This is a genomic window from Micromonospora sp. NPDC005220 (assembly GCF_040607895.1).
In the GTDB taxonomy this organism is placed as follows: domain Bacteria; phylum Actinomycetota; class Actinomycetes; order Mycobacteriales; family Micromonosporaceae; genus Micromonospora.
This window is the reverse complement of sequence record NZ_JBEXHP010000018.1, coordinates 25,395-45,025: the sequence shown is the minus strand read 5'-3', so window position 1 is coordinate 45,025 and position 19,631 is coordinate 25,395. Positions and strand designations below refer to the sequence as shown.

At 73.0% G+C, this 19,631-nt stretch carries 17 protein-coding genes; 14 read left to right on the top strand and 3 right to left on the bottom strand.

The genetic code is table 11. From position 1 onward, the window contains the following. Window positions 1-151 precede the first annotated feature (151 nt). The 5 genes from ABZU52_RS10950 (at window position 152) to ABZU52_RS10930 (ending at window position 4,575) form a co-directional block, all read left to right on the top strand. Window positions 152-1,909, top strand: a complete 1,758-nt coding sequence (locus ABZU52_RS10950) for a PP2C family protein-serine/threonine phosphatase (RefSeq protein ID WP_354970866.1) — start codon at window positions 152-154, stop codon at window positions 1,907-1,909. Then, a complete protein-coding gene (locus ABZU52_RS10945) occupies window positions 1,906-2,943 on the top strand; it encodes a cobalamin-dependent protein (protein WP_354970865.1) in 1,038 nt (345 codons plus the stop codon). The genes ABZU52_RS10950 and ABZU52_RS10945 overlap by 4 nt, the downstream gene beginning before the upstream one ends. Window positions 2,944-3,060: 117 nt before the next feature. Then, the gene (locus ABZU52_RS10940) at window positions 3,061-3,408 is read left to right on the top strand and encodes an STAS domain-containing protein (protein ID WP_354970864.1); all 348 of its coding nucleotides are present in this window, start codon (window positions 3,061-3,063) and stop codon (window positions 3,406-3,408) included. An 85-nt stretch (window positions 3,409-3,493) separates the two neighbouring features. Continuing rightward, window positions 3,494-3,940: a response regulator gene (locus tag ABZU52_RS10935; protein ID WP_354970863.1), complete on the top strand. Its 447-nt coding sequence runs from the start codon at window positions 3,494-3,496 to the stop codon at window positions 3,938-3,940. A gap of 113 nt (window positions 3,941-4,053) precedes the next feature. Then, entirely contained in the window at window positions 4,054-4,575 is a 522-nt protein-coding gene (locus tag ABZU52_RS10930; protein WP_354970862.1) for an ATPase, read from the top strand. A 24-nt stretch (window positions 4,576-4,599) separates the two neighbouring features. On the opposite strand, the gene ABZU52_RS10925 is transcribed toward ABZU52_RS10930, so the two are convergent. The 3 genes from ABZU52_RS10925 to ABZU52_RS10915 all read right to left on the bottom strand — a co-directional run bounded on the left by ABZU52_RS10925 (window position 4,600) and on the right by ABZU52_RS10915 (window position 7,597). Next, window positions 4,600-5,448, bottom strand: coding sequence for a hypothetical protein (locus tag ABZU52_RS10925; protein WP_354970861.1), 849 nt, complete (start codon window positions 5,446-5,448; stop codon window positions 4,600-4,602). Window positions 5,449-5,992: 544 nt separating this feature from the next. Continuing rightward, the gene (locus ABZU52_RS10920) at window positions 5,993-6,418 is read right to left on the bottom strand and encodes an OsmC family protein (protein WP_354970860.1); all 426 of its coding nucleotides are present in this window, start codon (window positions 6,416-6,418) and stop codon (window positions 5,993-5,995) included. Window positions 6,419-6,649: 231 nt separating this feature from the next. After that, complete coding sequence (locus tag ABZU52_RS10915; RefSeq protein WP_354970859.1) at window positions 6,650-7,597, bottom strand: serine/threonine-protein kinase; 948 nt, start codon at window positions 7,595-7,597, stop codon at window positions 6,650-6,652. A gap of 190 nt (window positions 7,598-7,787) precedes the next feature. Here ABZU52_RS10915 and ABZU52_RS10910 point away from each other — a divergent pair, with 190 nt between their 5' ends. The 9 genes from ABZU52_RS10910 to ABZU52_RS10870 all read left to right on the top strand — a co-directional run bounded on the left by ABZU52_RS10910 (window position 7,788) and on the right by ABZU52_RS10870 (window position 19,424). Further along, complete coding sequence (locus tag ABZU52_RS10910) at window positions 7,788-8,018, top strand: hypothetical protein (protein ID WP_091408172.1); 231 nt, start codon at window positions 7,788-7,790, stop codon at window positions 8,016-8,018. Between the two features lie 112 nt (window positions 8,019-8,130). Continuing rightward, window positions 8,131-8,877, top strand: a complete 747-nt coding sequence (locus ABZU52_RS10905; RefSeq protein WP_354970858.1) for a response regulator transcription factor — start codon at window positions 8,131-8,133, stop codon at window positions 8,875-8,877. Further along, complete coding sequence (locus tag ABZU52_RS10900) at window positions 8,855-10,360, top strand: HAMP domain-containing sensor histidine kinase (RefSeq protein WP_354970857.1); 1,506 nt, start codon at window positions 8,855-8,857, stop codon at window positions 10,358-10,360. Before ABZU52_RS10905 ends, ABZU52_RS10900 begins: the two co-directional genes overlap by 23 nt. Window positions 10,361-10,404: 44 nt before the next feature. Beyond that, window positions 10,405-12,771, top strand: a complete 2,367-nt coding sequence (locus ABZU52_RS10895) for a glycosyltransferase family 39 protein (protein ID WP_354970856.1) — start codon at window positions 10,405-10,407, stop codon at window positions 12,769-12,771. Then, window positions 12,768-14,039 (top strand): glycosyltransferase, encoded by a 1,272-nt coding sequence (locus ABZU52_RS10890; protein WP_354970855.1) that lies wholly within the window; start codon window positions 12,768-12,770, stop codon window positions 14,037-14,039. Before ABZU52_RS10895 ends, ABZU52_RS10890 begins: the two co-directional genes overlap by 4 nt. A gap of 248 nt (window positions 14,040-14,287) precedes the next feature. Then, complete coding sequence (locus ABZU52_RS10885; RefSeq protein ID WP_354970854.1) at window positions 14,288-14,437, top strand: hypothetical protein; 150 nt, start codon at window positions 14,288-14,290, stop codon at window positions 14,435-14,437. Between the two features lie 17 nt (window positions 14,438-14,454). Beyond that, window positions 14,455-15,885 (top strand): methyltransferase domain-containing protein, encoded by a 1,431-nt coding sequence (locus tag ABZU52_RS10880; protein ID WP_354970853.1) that lies wholly within the window; start codon window positions 14,455-14,457, stop codon window positions 15,883-15,885. Window positions 15,886-15,916: 31 nt separating this feature from the next. After that, entirely contained in the window at window positions 15,917-17,929 is a 2,013-nt protein-coding gene (locus ABZU52_RS10875) for a sulfatase-like hydrolase/transferase (protein ID WP_354970909.1), read from the top strand. A gap of 211 nt (window positions 17,930-18,140) precedes the next feature. Beyond that, window positions 18,141-19,424 carry a citrate synthase gene (locus ABZU52_RS10870; protein ID WP_354970852.1) on the top strand — a complete coding sequence of 428 codons (1,284 nt, stop codon included), beginning with the start codon at window positions 18,141-18,143 and terminating at the stop codon, window positions 19,422-19,424. The last annotated feature ends 207 nt before the right edge of the window (window positions 19,425-19,631 follow it).

The following is a 19,631-nucleotide window of genomic DNA, read 5'->3' as shown; positions in this document are numbered from 1 at the left end:
GGCGGTGCCCGCGCCCCCGCCGTGGCGGTGCCCGCGCCCCCGCCGTGAGATGCCGCTTCCCGGGTTCCGGCGTAGGGTGACTGGAGAGTTTTGACCGTAGACGCCGGTTCCGGCACGGGTTCGGTGAACGAGAAGGAGTGAGGCTCAGCTGGTGACTGCTTCCGACGTCAGGGACTGGGACCCAGGCGACGGACGGCTCTCCACGCCGAGCACGACACGACCCTCCGCGTGGTCCGCCGACGTTCGCCGCCCCACCCCGCCCCTGCCCCCACTGACCCCCGACCGGAGTCCGGCCACGCCCGACTGGTCCGAGGTCGTCGAGCACTTCCGTGAAGGCCTGGTGGTCTGCGACGCCGACGGCGTCGTACGCCACATGAGCCAGATGGCCGAGCGGTTACTGCCCGAGGTGACCTGCGGCGAGCTGCTCAGCGCGGCCGGTGTGCCCGGGCTCGGCGCGGGTGCCCCCGGCGGCTTCACCCATCGCGGGCGCCGGCTCACCGCGCGCCAGGTGCCGCTCTCCGGAGGCCGCTGCTGCTGGTACGTCGAGGACGTCACCGACAGCGTCAGCCGGGCCGACGCGCTGCTCGCCGAACGGGCGCGCTCGGCGTTCCTGGCCGTGGTCGGCGACAAGCTGGGCAACCCGCTGCACCCCGATCGGGCCGCCGCCGCGGTCGTCCGACTCGCCGTGCCGACCCTGGCCGAGGTGGCGGTGCTGGTGCTGGCCCCCCGGGCCGGTCGCGCCCACTGGTGGCGGGCCTCGCGTACCGACGACGAGGCGCCGACGGTGGACAGTGGCGTGCTGGCCGATGGTGAGCTGCCGGCCGCCATCGCCGACGGGCTGACCGGGGCCGAGCCGCACGCGGTGGACTGGCTGGTCGAGCAGGCGGTCGACGCCGGCTGGCTGCCCTTGCTCGCCGGCACCGAGAGTGCCGCCCGGGTCGTCCCGCTGCCGGGCCGCGACGCGCCGGTCGGTGTGCTGCTGGTGGCCCGTCCCGCCACCCGCTGGTACGACGAGGACGACGTGGAGCTGGTCCGCGCCTTCGCGGCCCGCGCCGGCGCGGCGTTGACCACCGCGCTGCTCTACCGCGAACAGGCGGAGGTGGCCGACACCCTGCAGGCCAGCCTGCTGCCGGTCGAACCGGTCGAGGCCGTCGGCGTGCAGTGGGGCACCGCGTACCGGCCCGCGCAGGCGGGGCTGCGCATCGGCGGCGACTTCTACGGCTCGCACCGTCTCCCCGACGGCGGCTCGGTGTTCTTCCTCGGCGACGTGTCGGGTAAGGGCGTCGAAGCAGCCGTCTTCACCGGCCAGCTGCGCCAGTGCCTCCAGGCGCTGCACCGGCTGGAGTCGCGCCCCGCGCGATTGCTGCGGCTGCTCAATGACGCGCTGCTGGAGACCACCCAGGCGCACGGCCAGGGCCGCTTCGCCACGATCGTGCTCGGCGTGGCCCGCCCGGAGCGTGACGGTGGCCTCACCCTCACCCTGGCCGGCGGCGGGCACCTGCCACCACTGGTGTTGCGAGCCTCCGGCGAGGTGGAGACGGTGCCGTTGCGCGGCATGCTGCTCGGGGTGGTGCCCGACCCCCGGGTCGGGGAGGTGACCGTACGGCTGGCGCTGGACGAGACCTGCCTGCTCTACAGCGACGGGGTGACCGAGGCCCGGGGCGGTCGGCGCGGCGACGAACAGTTCGGCCCGGAGCGGCTGGTCACCGCACTGACCGGCTGCCAGCGGATGCCCGCGCCGGCCCTGGCCGAACGGGTCGAGCAGATCACCTGCGACTGGCTCGGGCGCGGCGACCACGATGACATCGCCGTGCTGGCGCTGCGGGCGGCCGGCCTCAGTGGGCGCGGGTCGCGGCACCTGCACTCGGTGCCCACCGGCACCGACCACACCGAGGGAGCTGACGCGTGACCACCGCCGCGGCCACCACCGACCTCGGCAACGCGTACTCCGGTTACCTGGACTGCCTCGCCGACGCCGACGAGTACGCCGCGACCGAGATGGCGATCGGCCTGCTCGGCGCGGGCGTCCCAGCGGAGCGGGTGCTGCTCGACCTGGTCGCGCCCGCCCAGGCCGAGGTGGGCGAGCGGTGGGCGCGTAACGAGTGGAGCGTCGCCCAGGAGCACGCGGCCACCCACATCAGCGAGCAGGTGGTGGCGGCGGTGTCCGCGTACGCCAGACCGAGGCCGACCGGCGGACGGGTCGTGGTCGCCTGCATGGACGGGGAGTGGCATGCGCTGCCGCCTCGGCTGGTGTCCGAGGTGCTGCGGTTACGCGGGTGGCAGGTGACCTTTCTGGGCGCCAGCGTGCCCGCGGCGCACCTCGTGTCGTACCTGCACCGCTACGACGCGCACGCGGTCGCGCTGGCCTGCGCGCTGCCGATGCGCCTGCCGTACGCCCATCGGATGATCGAGGCCTGCCGCCGCTCGGACGTGCCGGTGGTGGTCGGCGGGCGCGGGTTCGGCACGGACGGCCGGTGGGCGCGCCGACTCGGGGTGCCCTGGGCGCCGGACGCGCCCGCGGCGGCCGAGCTGATCACCGACGAGCGGGCGCTGCGTGGCGCGTCGCCGGCCCGACTCGCCCACCTGGCCGACGACGAGTACGCCAGCCTGGTGCGCCGTCGCGGTGAGCTGATCGACAGCGCGGTGGCGGAGTTGCGGGACCGGGTGCCGGCGGCACGGGAGTACACCGCCGCTCAGCTCGACGCGACAGTGAGCGACCTGGGCCACATCGTGGACTTCCTGGCCGCGGCGGTCTACGTCGACGACGCCTCGTTGTTCGCCGAGTTCGTGGAGTGGCTGTCGGGGATCCTGCGCAGTCGTGGGGTGCCCACCGGGGCGGTCGTGCTGCCGCTGGAGCACTACGCCGCCGCGCTGCGGGACTTTCCCCGGGCGGCGCGGGCGCTGGCGCTGGGATGCGCCGCGCTGCCCGCGGCAGCCCGCTGACCGACTTGCTGGTGGCACCCGGGTCGATACCCGCGCTCAGCGGCGTTCCAGTCCGCTCTGCGTATACTTGCCGGACTGCAAACGTCCCACCCCGAGGGTGGAGCGAGGGGGAGAACGGTGACGTTCAGCGTCAACTACGTCGAGCGCGACGGTGGTGGCGCCTACCTGCGGCTCGCGGGCGAGCTGGACCTGAGCACCGCCCCCGAGCTGACCGCCGCGATCGACCGGCTCACCGCGGCGGGCGAGACCCGGGTGCTGCTCGACCTCACCGACCTCACGTTCTGCGACTCCACCGGGTTGGCCGTGTTCGTCCGGGGCGACAACCAGGTGGCGGCCGACGGCGGGTGGCTCCGGATCACCGGCGCCAACGGGCGGGTCGAGCGGGTGCTGCGGGTGACCGGCCTCGCCGACGTGTTGCGCTACGAACCGGAGTCGGTCGACCCCGTGTCCCGCACCGCGTCCTGATGGGCTAGATTTCCCCGCCAGCATTTCCTTGCCAGCGCGGTGACCGTCAGGGTCCCGTTCCCCGCCGAATCCGAGGCAGGTAGTGATGGGCGTAGACAGCCCGCAGCCGGTACGCATCCTGGTGGTCGACGACGACCCGGGCGACGTGCTGATGATCGAGGAGGCGCTGGCGGACTCCGACGTCGAGAAGATCATCGACGTGGTCAGTGACGGCGAGGAGGCGATGGAGTTTCTCCGCGCCGAGGGCCGGCACGAGCAGGCCCGCCGACCCGACATGATCCTGCTGGACCTGAACATGCCGCGGATGGACGGTCGGCAGGTGCTCGGCGCGGTCAAGCAGGACGAGGATCTGCGGACCATCCCGATCGTCGTACTGACCACCTCCAACGCCGACACCGACATCGTCGGCAGCTACACGTTGCAGGCCAACGCGTACGTCACCAAGCCGATCGACCTGGACGACTTCAACGACGTGGTGCGCCGCATCGACGAGTTCTTCGGCCGCGTCGTCGTGCTGCCCAAGCGCACCTGACGCCCGCGCCACCTGCGCGCATGCTGAACATTTTTCCCGAACCCCCTCGGCGCGAGCGGTCGCGGCCGAGGATCCAGGTGGGGAAGTAACAGCAGCTGCCTGGGGGCGACAGGATGAGGTTCTCCGTGGTTGAGACCGGTTACGACCAGCGGCAGGTGGATTACTGCCTCGACGAGTTGGGGATCCGGTTGGCCCGGCTCGCGGCGCGGGCTGAGGGCGCGGCCGGGGCGGCCCGGGAATGGGACGAGATCCGGCAGGAGGCGGCCTGGCTCAGCGGGCTCCTGCAACGGCTGGACCTGGGCGACGCCGCCGCCACCCGGCAGGCCGGTGACCCGGTGCGACGCGAGGCCGCCGAGATCCTGACCCAGGCCCGCGCCGAACTCGACGAGGCCCGCGAGGAGGCCCGGCGGGTACGGGAGCTGGCGTACGCGGAGGCCGTGCAGGCCCGACGTGACTTCGAGGCGGCGCTGGATGCCCGTCGACGGCGTGCGGCGCGGGTGGACGAGATCCTCAGCCAGGTGACGGTCGACCAGGTGCCCGCCGACACCCCGACTGCGGCTGCCGGCGTACCGGGAAGTCGGGTTGGAGCCGGCGGCCTGGACGCGGGCGCGGAGCCGCCGCCCGGCCGTCGCTGAGACGGCCGGTACGGGGTGCCCGGCTCAGGCGGTGAGCGCCGCCGCGACGGTGGTAGCCCGATCCTCGTGCTGGGCGTACGCGTCGGGGTAGGCGGAGATCTGTACGGACTGGGCAGCTGCGGTGACGCTCATGTCCTGCCAGCCGGGGATCTCGTTGAGCGCCGTGTAGAAGGCCCGCGCGGCGTACGACGGCTGCATCAGCTGCGCCACCGTGCCCCAGCCGCTGCTGGGCCGCTGCTGGAACAGCCCGACCGAGTCGTGGTCGGAGCCGCTGCCCTGGTTCGGGTACTCCGCCGACTCCGGCAGGACGTCGCTGGCCAGGTTGTAGAGGTTGCTCTCCTGCATGGCGGTGGCCAGTGCCACCACCAGGGCGCGGCGCGGCATCTTCATCTCCAGGCCGACGTCCACGATGATCTTCGCGTTGTCCATCTGTGCCTGGTCGAGGCCGGCGACCGGCTGGGGGCGGCGGGGCTTCACCGGCTTCTTGGGCGCCTTGCGGACGGCGGTCGGCGTGGGCGTGGGCTTGGCCGTCGGGCTGGGCAGGATCCGGGCGGGGGCGACGTCGCGGTCCAGCGACCGGGAGGCGCGCTCATCGGCGATGGCGGCGCGGTCGGCCACCGCCTCGGCGAGCGGCTCGACCGTGCGCGGATCGTCGTCGTTGCCCCGTGCGGTCGCGACCGCCACGAGGCTGAGACAGCAGGTGACACCGGTGGCCAGCGCCACCCGCACCGGGGTCGAGCGCAGCAGGGCCCGCCGAGCCGGTTCGGGGACGCGGTGACGGCCGATCGTCCGGTCGGTTGAGGCGGCGTCGTCCGAAAGGGTGGTCGGGCGCGCGTCGGTCAGCTTCTGGGCGGAGGGGTCGTCGGCATGCACCTGCCGAGGCTAAAGAGCCAAATGCCCGATGCCACCAGCCCGTACGGTGGCATGCGCCACAATTTGCCCTGATCGTGCTGACTTTAGCGGGCAGAAGCTTAGCGAAGCTGATCAACCTCGCGGATGCCTCCAGACGGTTATTTCCGACTTGCCGGGCGAATCCGCTCGTGGTGGGCGGCTCTCCATCCGGCGCACGACCGCCCACCCGGGTCCACCGAACAGTCGATGCCAGGTCCACCAAAAGTGCGACGACTCCCCGGCCCGGGTCGCGTTTTTCGTAGATCTTGGACAGTTTCCGTTCACTGAGAACGGAAACTGTCCAAGATCTACGTCGGCGGCGTCCTGGAGTGCCGCGATCGGCACGTATCGGGCCGCCGGGCCGCCGGGCCGCCGGGTCGCTGTGTCGCCGGGCCGCTGTGCCGCCGGGTCGCTGTGTCGCCGGGCCGCTGTGCCGCCGGGCCGCTGTGTCGCCGGGCCGCTGTGCCGCCGGGCCGCTGTGCCGCCGGGCCGCCGTGTCGCTGGGCCGCATGTTGTCCTCGGCGGGTCAGTGTCGGGCGTTCTCAGCTGGGGTGACGGTCAGTCGGTGTCGGCTGGCGTCGCCGCTGGAAAAGGGCCAGAGCCGGTCGGCGTACTCGACCAGGTCGGCCAGTTGATCTCGGCTCAGGCCGGCCGAGGAGATTTCCGCGTGCACGTCGGCCCGGTACCGGCCGTCGTTGTCCCGGCCCAGCTTCGCCTCCGCCCGGACCTGCACGGTGTGCGCCTCGTCGGTGATCTCCCCGGCCACCTCCACCGCCGCGTGATGGAGGCAGGAGGCGAAGGCCGCTGCCAGCAACTGCTCCGGCGTCAGCCCGGTGCAGTGCGGCGCCAGCGGTGAGGCCAGCGCGGTGGAGAGCCCGCCATCGTCGGTGCGTACGTGACCGCCCTGGGCGGTCGCTGTGGCCTCACGCAGCCAGGAACTCTGATCCGGCATCGCGTTTCTCCCGTCGCTCACCGGCTCGGCTACCCCACCCCCGCCCGACGAAACGGCCGCCACCCCGCGAAACTCCGCCACCACCAGGCGAGAGGTCGGGCCACCCCGTGAAACTCCGCCACCACCAGGCGAGACGTCGGGCCACCCCGCGAAACTTCGCCGTCGCCAGGCGAGACGTCGGGCCACCCGGCAAAACGCTCCGCCAGCCCCGCGAACTCTGCCGCCGCGCTGTCAGCGGCCGGAGGGCAGGTTCTGCTCGTCCGTCAGCGCCACGGCCTCGGTGGCCTCGGCGGCGGCCCGTTCGGTCCACGGTGACGTCGGGGCCGACCGTCGGGCTGTCGGGATCGTCATCGGCACGTACACCCGGGCGTCCACGGCCTCCGCCAGCAGCAGCGCGGCGACCAGGCTGGTCGGTCGCTGCTCGGGGTCGTCGGCGAGGCAGGAGTGACACAGGTCGGCGACCTCCGGCGGAAGCCCGGCGATGTCGGGCAGCCGCTCCGGTGGTTGCCGGCGGCGGACCAGGAGCAGTTCGCTGGAGGTTGCCGCGCGGTACGGCAGGCGGGCGGTGAGGCTGTAGTAGAGCAGCACGCCGAGGGCGTACATGTCGGCGGCGGGGGTGGCTGGCGCCTCGTCCAGCTGCTCGGGTGCCAGGTAGGCCGGGGTGCCGAGCACCATCCCGGTCGGCATCGGGTCGAGGGCTCCGGCGGCGATGGCGATGCCGAAGTCGAGCACCTTCACCCCGGCCGGGGTGAGGATGACGTTGGCGGGTTTGACGTCGCGGTGCACGATGCCCTCGGCGTGAGCGGCGGCCAGCGCCGCGGCGACCTCCGCGCAGACCCGCACCGCGATCCGCCAGTCCAGCGGCCCGGCGCGCAGGTGCACGGCGAGCGTCTCACCCTCGGCCAGCTCCATGACGATGTAGGGCGTCGGCCGGCCGGGCCACGTCGAGGAGGTGCCGAAGTCGTGCACGCTCGCCACGTTGGGGTGCTCGAGGCGGGCCGCCGACCGGGCCTCCGCGCGGATCCGGTCCACCGGGCCGTCCCGGTCGTCGCGACCGGGCGAGATGAGCTTCACCGCGACCGGCCGGTCCAGCACCTGGTCGTACGCGCGCCACACCTCGGACATCCCACCCACACCGATGCGCTGTTCGAGCCGGTACCGCCCGTCCAGCGTGCGCATCGACCACTCCTCGTCCTCGCCCCGCCGACGGCCGGGTGCTCAGAGCGCGGTACCCGCACCCGGAGCTGGGCAAACCGAGGCCGGTTCGCCCCTGCGCACCTCGCTACGCCAGGGCGGCGGGTGCGGTAGCTTGCGAGCCAGAGCCGGTGTCACCGATTGTGCCGGCACGGTCACCCGAGGGGACGCCGTGATGAGCGAGGTCACCGTACGCTTCGTCGGTGGGCCCGCGGACGGTCTGGTCCGGCTGCTGCCGGCCGGGTCGGACGGCGCCCCACCCCAGCGTTGGATCATGCGGCACCCGGACGGCACCGGCCCGGTGCAGCCCGGCCCCGACCACCTCTACGAACGTGATCGGCCCGACGAGGCGGGCGGCTGGAGCATGCGCTTCGTGCGCACCGACGCGTACGGGGTGTCCGAGTGACCACGAGGCGGGGCTGACCGGTGGCGACGCCGGCGTCGCGTCGGCCCGGCCGCCCAGCCGACGCACAGCTTCCGCAGGGGCACGGCACAGGCACGCCGGCCACGATGGGCGCATGGTCATGAACGGGCAGGTCGCACCGGGCCGGATCGAGCTGCGTCGCCCCGACGGCGAACCCGTCCGGGTGCTGGTGGTCGACGACGAACCCACGCTCACCGACCTGCTGTCGATGGCGCTGCGCTACGAGGGCTGGCAGGTCCGCACCGCCGGCAACGGCATGGCGGCGTTGAGCACCGCCCGACAGTTCCAGCCGGACGCCGTGGTGCTCGACGTGATGCTGCCCGACCTGGACGGCTTCCAGGTGCTGCGCCGGCTGCGCGAGCACGCCCCCACCGTGCCGGTGCTCTTCCTGACCGCCCGTGACGCGGTCGAGGAACGCATCGCCGGGTTGACCGTCGGCGGCGACGACTACGTCACCAAACCGTTCAGCCTGGAGGAGGTGATCGCCCGGTTGCGCGCGCTGCTGCGCCGCTCCGGGCTGGCGATCGCCGCCCAGGAGGAGGCGGTGCTGACCGTCGGTGACCTCAGCCTCGACGAGGACAGCCACGAGGTCCGCCGGGACGGCCAGCTCGTCACCCTCACCGCTACCGAGTTCGAGCTGCTGCGCTACCTGATGCGCAACCCCCGTCGGGTGCTCAGCAAGGCGCAGATCCTCGACCGGGTGTGGAACTACGACTTCGGCGGCCAGGCCAACGTGGTGGAGCTGTACATCTCGTACCTGCGCAAGAAGATCGACGCCGGTCGGACGCCGATGATCCACACGTTGCGCGGTGCCGGCTATGTCCTCAAACCCGCCGAGTAGGCGCCGCCCGCTGCGCGCCGCCCGGGGGTGGCTGGCCGGCCGCTCCCTGCGTACCCGACTGGTGTTTGCCCTTGTCGCGCTGCTCGCCCTGGTCAGCGTCGCGATCGGCGGCATCACCACGGTGGCGCTGCGGCACTTCCTGATCGACCGGCTCGACGCCCAGCTGGCCCCCGCGCCGGCCATGCGGGGCGACCGTCCGGGGCGACCGGCGTTCCCGGGCAACGGACCGGGCGTCCCGCTCGGGTTGCCGGCCGGCGCGGTGGTCGCCGAGATCACCGACGGCCGGGTGGCCAGCGCCCGGACCCTGACCAAGAGCCCGTCCAGCGCCGATCCGTTCCCCGACGAGCAGTCCGTCCCGGTCGGGGAGGTCGCCGCGCTGGCGGACCTGCCGGTGGACGCCAAACCACGCACCGTCGACCTCGGCGACCGTGGTGCCTACCGGGCCGTGGCCCGCCAGTACTGGGACGGCCGGGTACGCGTCGTCGCGATTCCGCTCTCCGGCGTCCAGGAGACCGTCTGGGCGCTGGTCGCCGCGCAGGTAGGGGTGGCCGCCGTCGGGCTGGTCATCGCCGGCGCCGCCGGAGCGCTGATCGTGCGGGCGACCCTGCGACCACTCAACCGGGTGGCCGCCACCGCCACCCGCGTCACCGAGCTGCCCCTGGACCGTGGGGAGGTGGCACTCGCCGTCCGGGTCCCGGCCGCGGACACCGACCCGCGCACCGAGGTCGGTCAGGTCGGCGCGGCGTTGAACCGGATGCTGGGCCACGTCGCCGACGCGCTCTCCGCCCGGCAGGCCAGCGAGACTCGGGTACGCCAGTTCGTCGCCGACGCCAGCCACGAACTGCGGACGCCCCTCGCGGCGATCCGCGGCTACGCCGAGGTGGCCCGGCGCGGCCGCGACGAGGTTCCCGCCGACGTGGCGCACGCGCTGCGCCGGGTGGAGTCGGAGAGCACCCGGATGACCAGCCTCGTCGACGACCTGCTGCTGCTGGCCCGCCTCGACACCGGCCGGCCGCTCGCGGTCGAATCGGTGGACCTGACCGCCCTGTTGGTGGACGCGGTCAGCGACGCGCACGTCGCCGGCCCCGACCACCGCTGGCAGCTCGAACTGCCCGAGGTGGCGATCCGGGTGTCCGGCGACGCCGCCCGACTGCACCAGGTGGTGGCGAACCTGCTCACCAACGCCCGGGTGCACACCCCACCCGGCAGCACGGTCACCATCACCCTCGCTGTCGACGCCGACAGCGCCGTGCTCACCGTCGCCGACGACGGGCCCGGGGTGCCGGTGGAGTTGCAACCGGAGGTGTTCGAGCGGTTCGCCCGGGGCGACAGCTCCCGGTCCCGCGCGCACGGCAGCACCGGCCTCGGCCTCGCGATCGTCGCGGCGGTGGTGGAGGCCCACCACGGCACGGTCGCGGTGGACAGCCGTCCAGGCCGGACAGTGTTCACTGTCCGGCTGCCGAATCCCACAGCTGACGCATAGTCGGCGCACGGGGTCGCGCCAGCCCAGCCGTCGAGGCTGGCCGCATGGACAGAACAGAGACCCTGCTGACGGCACCCGCCGCCGAGCCGCCGACGGCCACCCGCCCCGACGAGCACTCGCCGCCGACGCGCCGCTCGCCGGCCTGGGCCCGGCCCGCGCTGGTGGTCCTGCTGCTCGCCACCGGCCTGCTCTACCTGTGGGGCCTGGGTGCGTCCGGCTGGGCGAACTCGTTCTACGCGGCGGCCGTGCAGGCCGGCTCGGTGAGCGGGAAGGCGTTCCTCTACGGCTCCTCGGACGCCGGCAACTCGATCACCGTCGACAAGACACCCGCGTCGCTGTGGCTGATGGCTCTCTCCGTCCGCGTCTTCGGGCTCAACAGCTGGGCGATGCTCGTGCCGCAGGCGCTCTGCGGGGTCGCCTCGGTCGGTGTGCTCCACGCGACGGTGAAGCGCTGGTACGGGCCGGCCGCCGGGCTGATCGCCGGCGCGGTCCTCGCGGTCACCCCGGTGGCGACGCTGATGTTCCGGTTCAACAACCCCGACGCGCTGCTGGTCCTGTTGCTGGTCGCCGGGGCGTACGCCACCGTGCGCGCCCTGGAGACGGCCAGCACCCGGTGGATCGTGCTGGTCGGTGTGCTGGTCGGCTTCGGCTTCCTCACCAAGATGTTGCAGGCGTTCCTGGTGGTGCCGGTCTTCGCCGGCGTCTACCTGCTGGCCGCGCCGACCGGGCTGTGGCGGCGGGTCCGGCAGCTGCTGCTGGCCGGGCTGGCGGTGCTGGTCTCCGCCGGCTGGTGGGTGGCGCTGGTCGAGCTGGTTCCGGCCAGCGCCCGCCCGTACATCGGCGGTTCGCAGGGCAACAGCATTCTGGAGCTGACCCTCGGCTACAACGGCCTCGGCCGGATCACCGGCGAGGAGGTGGGCAGCGTCGGCGGCGGTGGTGCGCGGCCGGGTGGAGGCGGCCCGTTCTCCGGGCAGACCGGTGTGCTGCGGATGTTCGGCGGTGAGATCGGCGGTCAGGTCTCCTGGCTGCTGCCGGCCGCGCTGATCCTGGTGGTCGTCGGCCTGCTGCTGGCCGGGCGGGCGGCGCGCACCGACCGGGCCAGGGCCGGGCTGCTGCTCTGGGGCGGCTGGCTGCTGGTCACCGGCCTGATCTTCAGCTTCATGTCCGGGATCTTCCACGCCTACTACACGGTGGCGCTCGCACCGGCGATCGGCGCGTTGGTCGGCATCGGGGTGACGCTGCTCTGGCGCGAACGGCGACCGGCCGAGGCGGTCGACGTGGCCGCCGCTCCGGCCGCCGCTCTGGCTGCCGCTCCGGCCGCTGAGACACCGGTCGCCGCAACACCGGCCAGCGGGTCGCTGCCCGCGTCCGCGTCCGTGCCCGCCGACGGTTCCGCTGCCGACACGCGCGGGCGGCGGTGGCGTCCACTGGCCGCCACGGCGACGCTCGCCGCCATCCTCGCGGTCACCGTCTGGTGGGCGTGGGTGCTGCTCGGGCGCAGCCCCGACTGGTACCCGTGGTTGCGGACCACGGTGCTCGTCGCCGGCCTGGTCGGTGCGGTGCTGCTCCTGCTGGTCACCCGACTGCCCCGCCGGTTGGTGCCGGTGGTGCTGGGTCTCGGCGCGGCGGCGGCCCTCGCCGGTCCGGCGGCGTACGCGGTGCAGACCGCCGCGACCCCGCACACCGGGTCGATCCCGAGCGCCGGCCCGTTCGTGGCGGGCGGGTTCGGCCGGGGCGGCTTCCCCGGCGGGCGACCGCCCGGGAGCATGGAACTGCCGGCCGGCGGCCAGTTCCCGGGGGCTTTTCCCGGCGGCCAGCAGCTTCCCGGCGGCGGCCCGAACGGTGGCGGCCCGAACGGTGGCGGCCAGAACGGCGGGGGCCAGAACGGTGGCGGCCAGAACGGCGGGGCCCAGAACGGTCGGGGTCAGAACGGCGGTGCGGGGCCCGGCTTCCCGGGCGGTGGTCGAAACGGCATGCCCGGCTTCCCCGGCGGCGGCCAGGCACCCGGCGGTCAGGGACGCTCGGCCGGCGGGGGGATGGGCGGGCTGCTCGACGCCCGTGAGCCCAGCGCCGCGCTGCGCGAGCTGCTGGAGCACGACAGCGACGACTACACCTGGGTGGCGGCGACCATCGGCTCGAACAACGCGTCCGGCTACCAGCTTGCCACCGGCGATCCGGTGATGCCGATCGGCGGGTTCAACGGCAGTGACCCGTCACCGACCCTGGCGCAGTTCCAGCGGTACGTGGCCGACGGAAAGATCCACTACTTTGTCGGTGGTGGTGGCTTCCGGGCCAACGGCGGCAGCTCGGCCTCCCAGGAGATCGCCGCCTGGGTCGCGGAGAGGTTCACGGCGCAGACCGTCGACGGGGTCACCGTCTACGACCTCAGCGCCGGTACGGAGGCGTCGTGACCGGGCCGCTGGGTGGCGCACGGGCCGCCGTCCAGGCCCGACCCACCGCCGCTGTGCTGGACGTGGTGATCCCGGTCCACAACGAAGAGGCAGACCTCGGGCCGTGCGTACGGCGGCTGCACGCCCACCTGAGCGCGCACTTCCCGTACCCGTTCCAGATCACCATCGCCGACAACGCCAGCGTCGACGACACCCTGAAGGTGGCCGACGGCCTCGCCGCTGAACTGCCCGGCGTCGAGGTGCTGCACCTGGACGCCAAGGGGCGGGGGAGGGCGCTCTCCGCCGCCTGGTCGGCGTCGCCCGCGCCGGTGCTGGCGTACATGGACGTGGACCTATCCACCGACCTGGCGGCGCTGTTGCCGCTTGTCGCGCCGCTCATCTCCGGCCACTCCGACCTGGCGATCGGCACCCGGCTGGCACGTACCTCCCGGGTGGTGCGCGGCGCCAAGCGGGAGGTGATCTCCCGGGCCTACAACCTGCTGCTGCGCGGTGCGCTGGCGGCGCGGTTCTCCGACGCGCAGTGCGGGTTCAAGGCGATCCGCGCCGACGTGGCCACGGAGCTGCTGCCGTTGGTACGCGACACCGGCTGGTTCTTCGACACCGAGCTGCTGGTGCTCGCCCAGCGGGCCGGGCTGCGCATCCACGAGGTGCCGGTGGACTGGGTCGACGACCCGGACAGCCGGGTCGACATCGTCGCCACCGCCCTGGCCGACCTGCGCGGCGTGGGTCGGCTGGGCCGGGCACTGCTGACCGGCGCGCTGCCCCTGGCCGACCTGCGCGCCCAACTTGGCCGGGCACCGCTGACCGCGCCGCGTGCGCAGTCGGGCGAGACGCCGCCGACCGTGCCGGGAACCCCACTCGGGCAGCTGCCGGTCGGGTTGCCCCGGCAGCTGGTCCGGTTCGCGGCGGTGGGGGTGGCGAGCACGCTCGCGTACCTGCTGCTGTTCGTGGCCACCCGGGGCGTGCTCGGCGCGCAACCGGCGAACCTGCTGGCGCTGCTGGTGACGGCGGTGGCGAACACGGCCGCGAACCGGCGGCTGACGTTCGGCATCAGCGGACGCCGGCACGCCGCCCGGCATCACGCGCAGGGGTTGCTGGCCTTCGCCCTCGGTCTGGCGTTGACCAGTGGCGCGTTGGCGGTGCTGCACGCCGTCTCCGCCGTACCGGCCCGGCCGGTGGAGCTGGCCGTGCTGGTGGCCGCGAACCTGGCCGCCACCGTGCTGCGGTTCATGCTGCTGCGCCTCGGGATGCACCATCGGCGCGGCTGAGGCGTCAGCCGGCCAGTATCTCGGTGAGGACCTCGACGACGCGGCGGGTGTGCCGCCCGTCGGGGTCCTCGCCGCGCCCTGGCGGTCCCGGCCGCATTCTGTGGTGAGGCTGGGAGTACGCCGATGTGGCCGCGACGGCGACAGCGACCGGCGTACGGTGATGGACAAGTCCGGCTTTATGGGTTAAAAGCCTCATTGGTGTACGCCCGGGACGCCGGTGTCGAGGCGGCGAGGGCAAGGAGCGATCGGTGGAACATCTGGCCTACCTGGACGCGGGGTCCGGCAGCCTGATCGTGCAGGCCGTCGTCGGCGGGGTGGCGGGCGCCGCGGTCGCCGCGAAGCTCTACTGGCGACGGCTGGTCGACCGGTTCCGCCGGCAACCCACCAACCAGCGCTGAGCAGGCCAGCCCCCACGATGGCGATCTCACCCACCGAGGTACGGCCCGAGCCGGCCTCCTTCCGCGACCCGGCCAACCGGGTCTTCCACGTCGGCGACGAGGTGCTGCGCGGGCTGGACACCCAGGCCGCCGAGCGCTGGCGGGCCCTGACCGGCAGCGCGTTCTTCCCGGCGCTCGTCGCCGCGCGCAAGGTCTGCGCCACCGAGGACGCCCCGCCCACCCTGGTGCCCGCCGCGGCCGGGACGCCGTGGGCAGCCGTGCTGCGCCACGAGCGCATCCCGTTCGTCTCCCACCCGTACGAGTGGTCGTTCAGCATGCTGCGCGACGCCGCCCTGCTGCACCTGGAGATTCTCAACGCCGCGCTCGGCGAGGGTTTCACCACCAAGGACGGCTCGGCGTACAACCTCCAGTGGCGCGGCGCCGAACCGGTCTTCATCGACATCGGCTCCTTCGAGCCGGTCCGCGACGGCGAACCGTGGGCCGGCTACCGGCAGTTCTGCCAGACCGTGCTCTACCCGCTGATGCTCACCGCCCACCTGGGCGTCGACTTTCAACCGTGGCTGCGCGCCCGGGTCGACGGCATCGAGGCCGACGAGCTGCGGCCGCTCTTCACCGGGGCCCGCCGGCTGCGCCCCGGGGTGCTGACCCACCTGCACCTGCACGGGGCGATGCAGCAACGCAACGCCGCCGCCAGCACCAGCGAGGTCCGCGACCAGCTGCGGGCCGCCGGCTTCTCCCGGGAGTTGCTGCTCGCCACCATACGCGGCATCGAGAAGCTGGTCCGCAAGCTGGACCGTCGCCCGCCCGAGACCCACTGGTCGGACTACCAACGCACCTGCGGCTACTCGGTCCGGGACCGGGTGGCGAAGGAACAGTTCGTGGCCACCGCGGTGGCCGCCGGCAACCGCCCCCGGCTGGTGCTCGACCTCGGCGCCAACGACGGCCGGTACTCCCGGCTGGCGGCCGGGCACGCCGACTACGTGGTCGCCGTCGAACAGGACGCCACAGTCGTCGACGAGCTGTACCGCAAACTGCGGTCCGAGGGGCAGCGCCGCATCCTGCCGCTGGTGCTGGACCTGGCCGACCCCTCGCCGGGTGGCGGATGGCGGGGCGTCGAGCGGGCCGGCTTCGCCGAGCGGGCGTCCGCCGACGTGGTGCTCGCCCTGGCCGTGGTGCACCACCTGGCGATCGGGCGCAACGTGCCGCTGCCGGAGGTCATCGACTGGCTGGCCGGGCTGACCGCCCCGGGCGGCGCGGTCGTGGTGGAGTTCATCCACCCGGAGGACCCGATGGCGACCCGGCTACTCGCCAACAAGCCCGCCGGTCTCTTCCCGGACTACCGACGCGACACCTTCGAGACGTTGCTCGCCGCCCGGGGCCGGATCACCGACCGGCTGGAACTGCCCTCGGGGACCCGCACGCTCTACCGGACGGTGATAGGTGGCTGAAGCCGCCGCCGACCCGCCGGCCCCGCACGACCTGCCGCGCCCAGTCTCCGAGAGCTGGGACCGGGGCTGGAGGGGCGAGCTGGGTCGGCTGCTGGAGGTGGTCGCGCTGGTCGGGCTGGTGGTCACCCAACCGCTGCTGGACGTGCTCGGCCGCAGCCCCGACTTCTTCCTCTTCCATCGTGCCGACCCGGCCCAGATCCTGCTGCTGGTCGCCCTGGTGACGGTGCTCCCCACCCTCGCGGTGGCGCTGCTCGGCGCGATCAGCCGACTGGCCGGCCGGACCGCCCGCGCCATCACCCACACCGGCCTGGTCGGGCTGCTGGTCGCCGCCCTCGCCGTACAGGTGGGCCGGCACGTGACGCCGCTTCGGGGCGTACCGCTGCTGTTGGTGGCCGTGTTGACCGGCGCCGCCGGCGCTGCCGCGCACCGGCGGTGGCGGGCGCCGGGCCGGGTGCTGCGACTGGCCGCCGCCGGCCCGGTGGCGTTCGTGGCGCTCTTCCTGCTCCTCTCACCCGCCTCGGCGGTGGTGCTGCCGCGCGGCGACGGCGGTGCGGCCGGCACCGCGCAGGGCTCGGCCGTGCACCCACCGGTGGTCATGCTGATCCTCGACGAGCTGCCCCTGGTCAGCCTGCTGGGCGCGGACGGGAAGATCGACGCCGGGCGGTACCCGCACTTCGCCGAGCTGGCCGGCGGCTCGACCTGGTACCGCAACTCCACCGGCGTCAGCGGGTGGACGCCCAACGCGCTGCCGGCGATGCTCACCGGTCGCTACCCGGCGCGGTCGGTCGCCCCGCACTACTCGCAGTACCCGGACAACCTCTTCACCGCCTTCGGCGGCCTGTACGACATCCGCGCCGAGGAGAGCATCACCCGGCTCTGCCCACCGAGTCGCTGCGAGCAGCCGGTCGCCCCGGAGCAGGGGATCGGTGTGCTGGTCCGGGAAACCGGCAAGCTGCTCGGCCGGGTTGCCGGGCCGACGGACAGCACTGTCGACCCGGAGGACTCCTACCGGGAGCAGACCCGGGCCGAGGCCGGCCTGGACGCCGCCGAACCGGTGCCGGCCGACCCGAAGTTCCGCTGGGACAGCCTGGACGACAACCAACCGGCCCGGTTCACCAGCTTCCTGGCCGGGCTGAAGCCGACCACCCGGCCCACCCTGCACTTCCTGCACCTGCTGATGCCGCACTCACCGTGGGCGTACCTGCCGTCCGGTGCGCGCTACGACGCCCCCGAGGACCTGCCCAACGACGGCGTCGGCTGGGTCGACCTGGCCCGGCAGCGGCACCTCGCCCAGCTCGGCTACACCGACCGGCTGATCGGCGAGACGCTGCGGACGCTGCGTGCCAACGGCCTCTACGACCAGGCCCTCGTCGTGGTGACCGCCGACCACGGGGTCAGCTTCCACCCTGGCGCCCAGGGCCGGGGCATGGACGCCATCAAGGCCGCGGCGGGCGAGGTCGCCTGGGTGCCGACGTTCGTCAAGGAACCCCGGCAGCAGACCGGCCGGGTGGACGACCGCAACTGGGAACATGTCGACCTGCTGCCGACCATGGCCGACGAGGCCGGCGTCCGGTTGCCCTGGCGGGTCGACGGGCGCTCCGCCCGGCAGGCCCCCCGCACCGACGGTACGAAGCACTTCTACGACCGCCCCGGCGAACCGGTCACCTTCCCCGGTGGGGTGCCCGCCCCGCCGCCGGTGCCGACACCGCACCCCCTGGTCGGTACCGAGGTACGCGCCGGCCCGGCCGCCGGCAGCGCCCGAGTCGCCGACCTGGCCGCGTTCACCGCCATGGACCCGGACACCGGCACCCTCCCGGCGCTCGTCTGGGGCGACGTCCCGGACCGGATCCCGGACGGCACCCTCCTTGCCGTCGCCGTCAACGGCCGCATCGGGGCCGTCGTCCCGGTGGTGCCCGCCGACCCCGGCGGACGCCGGTTCGCCGCGCTGCTCGCCGACGACAAGCTGTTCCACGCCGGCACCAACAAGCTCGACGTCTTTCAAATCGCGACGGACGGTACGCTGCGACGCCTCACCCTGTCCTGACTGTGGCTTCCGGCGCCTGCCGGGCCTGGCTCCCCGGAGTCGGTCCGGTCTGCTCCCGGCTGGCGGAATGCCGGGTTTCCCGGCCGCCCGGCCGGGAATCGGGTGACGCATACCTCACCGCCGAACCACGGCGGGCGTTGTCCCCCGAGCCGCAATTACGGTAGAAGCGAAGGCAATTCAACGTAGATCTGCCGGCGAAGCGAGGAACCACATGACGGAAGTCAAGCTCGATCACCCCGGTGGGCAGCTGTCGATGCCGGTGCATCCTGCGGTCGAGGGCCCCGCCGGTATCGGGGTGAGCAAGCTGCTGAAAGAAACCGGGATGACCACGTACGACCCCGGTTTCGTCAACACCGCCGCTGCCTCATCCGCGATCACCTACATCGACGGCGACGCGGGGATCCTGCGTTACCGGGGGTACCCGATCGAGCAGTTGGCCGAGAAGTCCTCCTTCCTGGAGGTCTCCTACCTGCTCATCTACGGTGAGCTGCCGACCGAGCAGCAGCTGACCGAGTTCACCGAGTGGATTCGGCGGCACTCGCTGCTGCACGAGGAGATGCGCCGCTTCTTCGACGGCTTCCCCCGGGACGCCCACCCGATGGCGGTGCTCTCGTCCGCGGTGAGCGCTCTGTCCACCTTTTACCAGGACAGCCTGGACCCGTTCGACTCCGAGCACGTGGAGATCTCCACGGTCCGGCTGATGGCGAAGGTCCCCACCATCGCCTCGTACGCCTACAAGAAGTCCATCGGTCAGCCGCTGCTATACCCGGACAACTCGCTGGGGTACGTGGACAACCTGCTGCGGATGACGTTCGGCGTGCCGGCGGAGCCGTACGTGGTCGACCCGGTGATGTCGAAGGTGCTGGACATGCTCTTCGTCCTGCACGCCGACCACGAGCAGAACTGCTCCACGTCGACCGTCCGGCTGGTCGGCTCCAGCAACGCCAACCTGTTCGCCTCGGTCTCGGCCGGCGTGAACGCGCTGTTCGGGCCGCTGCACGGCGGTGCGAACCAGGCGGTGCTGGAGATGCTCCAGCAGATCCACGCCGGCGACGGCGACGTCCGCTCCTTCGTCCGCAAGGTCAAGGACAAGCAGGACGGCGTCAAGCTGATGGGCTTCGGCCACCGGGTCTACAAGAACTACGACCCGCGGGCGGCGATCGTCAAGAAGGCCGCGCAGGACGTGCTGGGCCGGATGGCCAAGCCCGACCCGCTGCTGGACATCGCCATGGAGCTGGAGGAGATCGCCCTCGCCGACGACTTCTTCGTCTCCCGCCGGCTCTACCCGAACGTGGACTTCTACACCGGCCTGATCTACAAGGCCATGGGCTTCCCGACCAAGATGTTCACGGTCCTCTTCGCGCTCGGCCGGCTTCCGGGCTGGATCGCCCAGTGGCGCGAGATGATCAACGACCCGGAGACCAAGATCGGCCGTCCGCGGCAGGTCTACGTCGGCTCCGCCGAGCGGGACTACGTCCCCTTCAACGAGCGCTGACCCGCTCCTCGCTTCACCGCTTCATCAGCAGGCCGTCGGCCCCTCCGGGCCGGCGGCCTGCCGCGTTCGGTGCGTCAGAGCTGCCCGTCCCGGCATGATCGACTCGGGTTTCTTGAAGGCGCGGTGTTCCTCGTGCCGGAACAGCACGACTTTCAGGAGGCCGAGTCGATCACGCCCGGCACGTTGGGACGCCCCCGGCGATGGTGG

Coding starts and splice junctions, on each gene's coding strand:
- ABZU52_RS10935 (WP_354970863.1), top strand. CDS start 3,494: ATGGGCGTAGACAGCCCGCAGCCGGTACGCATCCTGGTGGTCGACGAC.
- ABZU52_RS10930 (WP_354970862.1), top strand. CDS start 4,054: ATGAGGTTCTCCGTGGTTGAGACCGGTTACGACCAGCGGCAGGTGGAT.
- ABZU52_RS10920 (WP_354970860.1), bottom strand. CDS start 6,418: ATGCCGGATCAGAGTTCCTGGCTGCGTGAGGCCACAGCGACCGCCCAG.
- ABZU52_RS10915 (WP_354970859.1), bottom strand. CDS start 7,597: ATGCGCACGCTGGACGGGCGGTACCGGCTCGAACAGCGCATCGGTGTG.
- ABZU52_RS10910 (WP_091408172.1), top strand. CDS start 7,788: ATGAGCGAGGTCACCGTACGCTTCGTCGGTGGGCCCGCGGACGGTCTG.
- ABZU52_RS10905 (WP_354970858.1), top strand. CDS start 8,131: ATGGTCATGAACGGGCAGGTCGCACCGGGCCGGATCGAGCTGCGTCGC.
- ABZU52_RS10900 (WP_354970857.1), top strand. CDS start 8,855: ATGTCCTCAAACCCGCCGAGTAGGCGCCGCCCGCTGCGCGCCGCCCGG.
- ABZU52_RS10895 (WP_354970856.1), top strand. CDS start 10,405: ATGGACAGAACAGAGACCCTGCTGACGGCACCCGCCGCCGAGCCGCCG.
- ABZU52_RS10880 (WP_354970853.1), top strand. CDS start 14,455: ATGGCGATCTCACCCACCGAGGTACGGCCCGAGCCGGCCTCCTTCCGC.
- ABZU52_RS10870 (WP_354970852.1), top strand. CDS start 18,141: ATGACGGAAGTCAAGCTCGATCACCCCGGTGGGCAGCTGTCGATGCCG.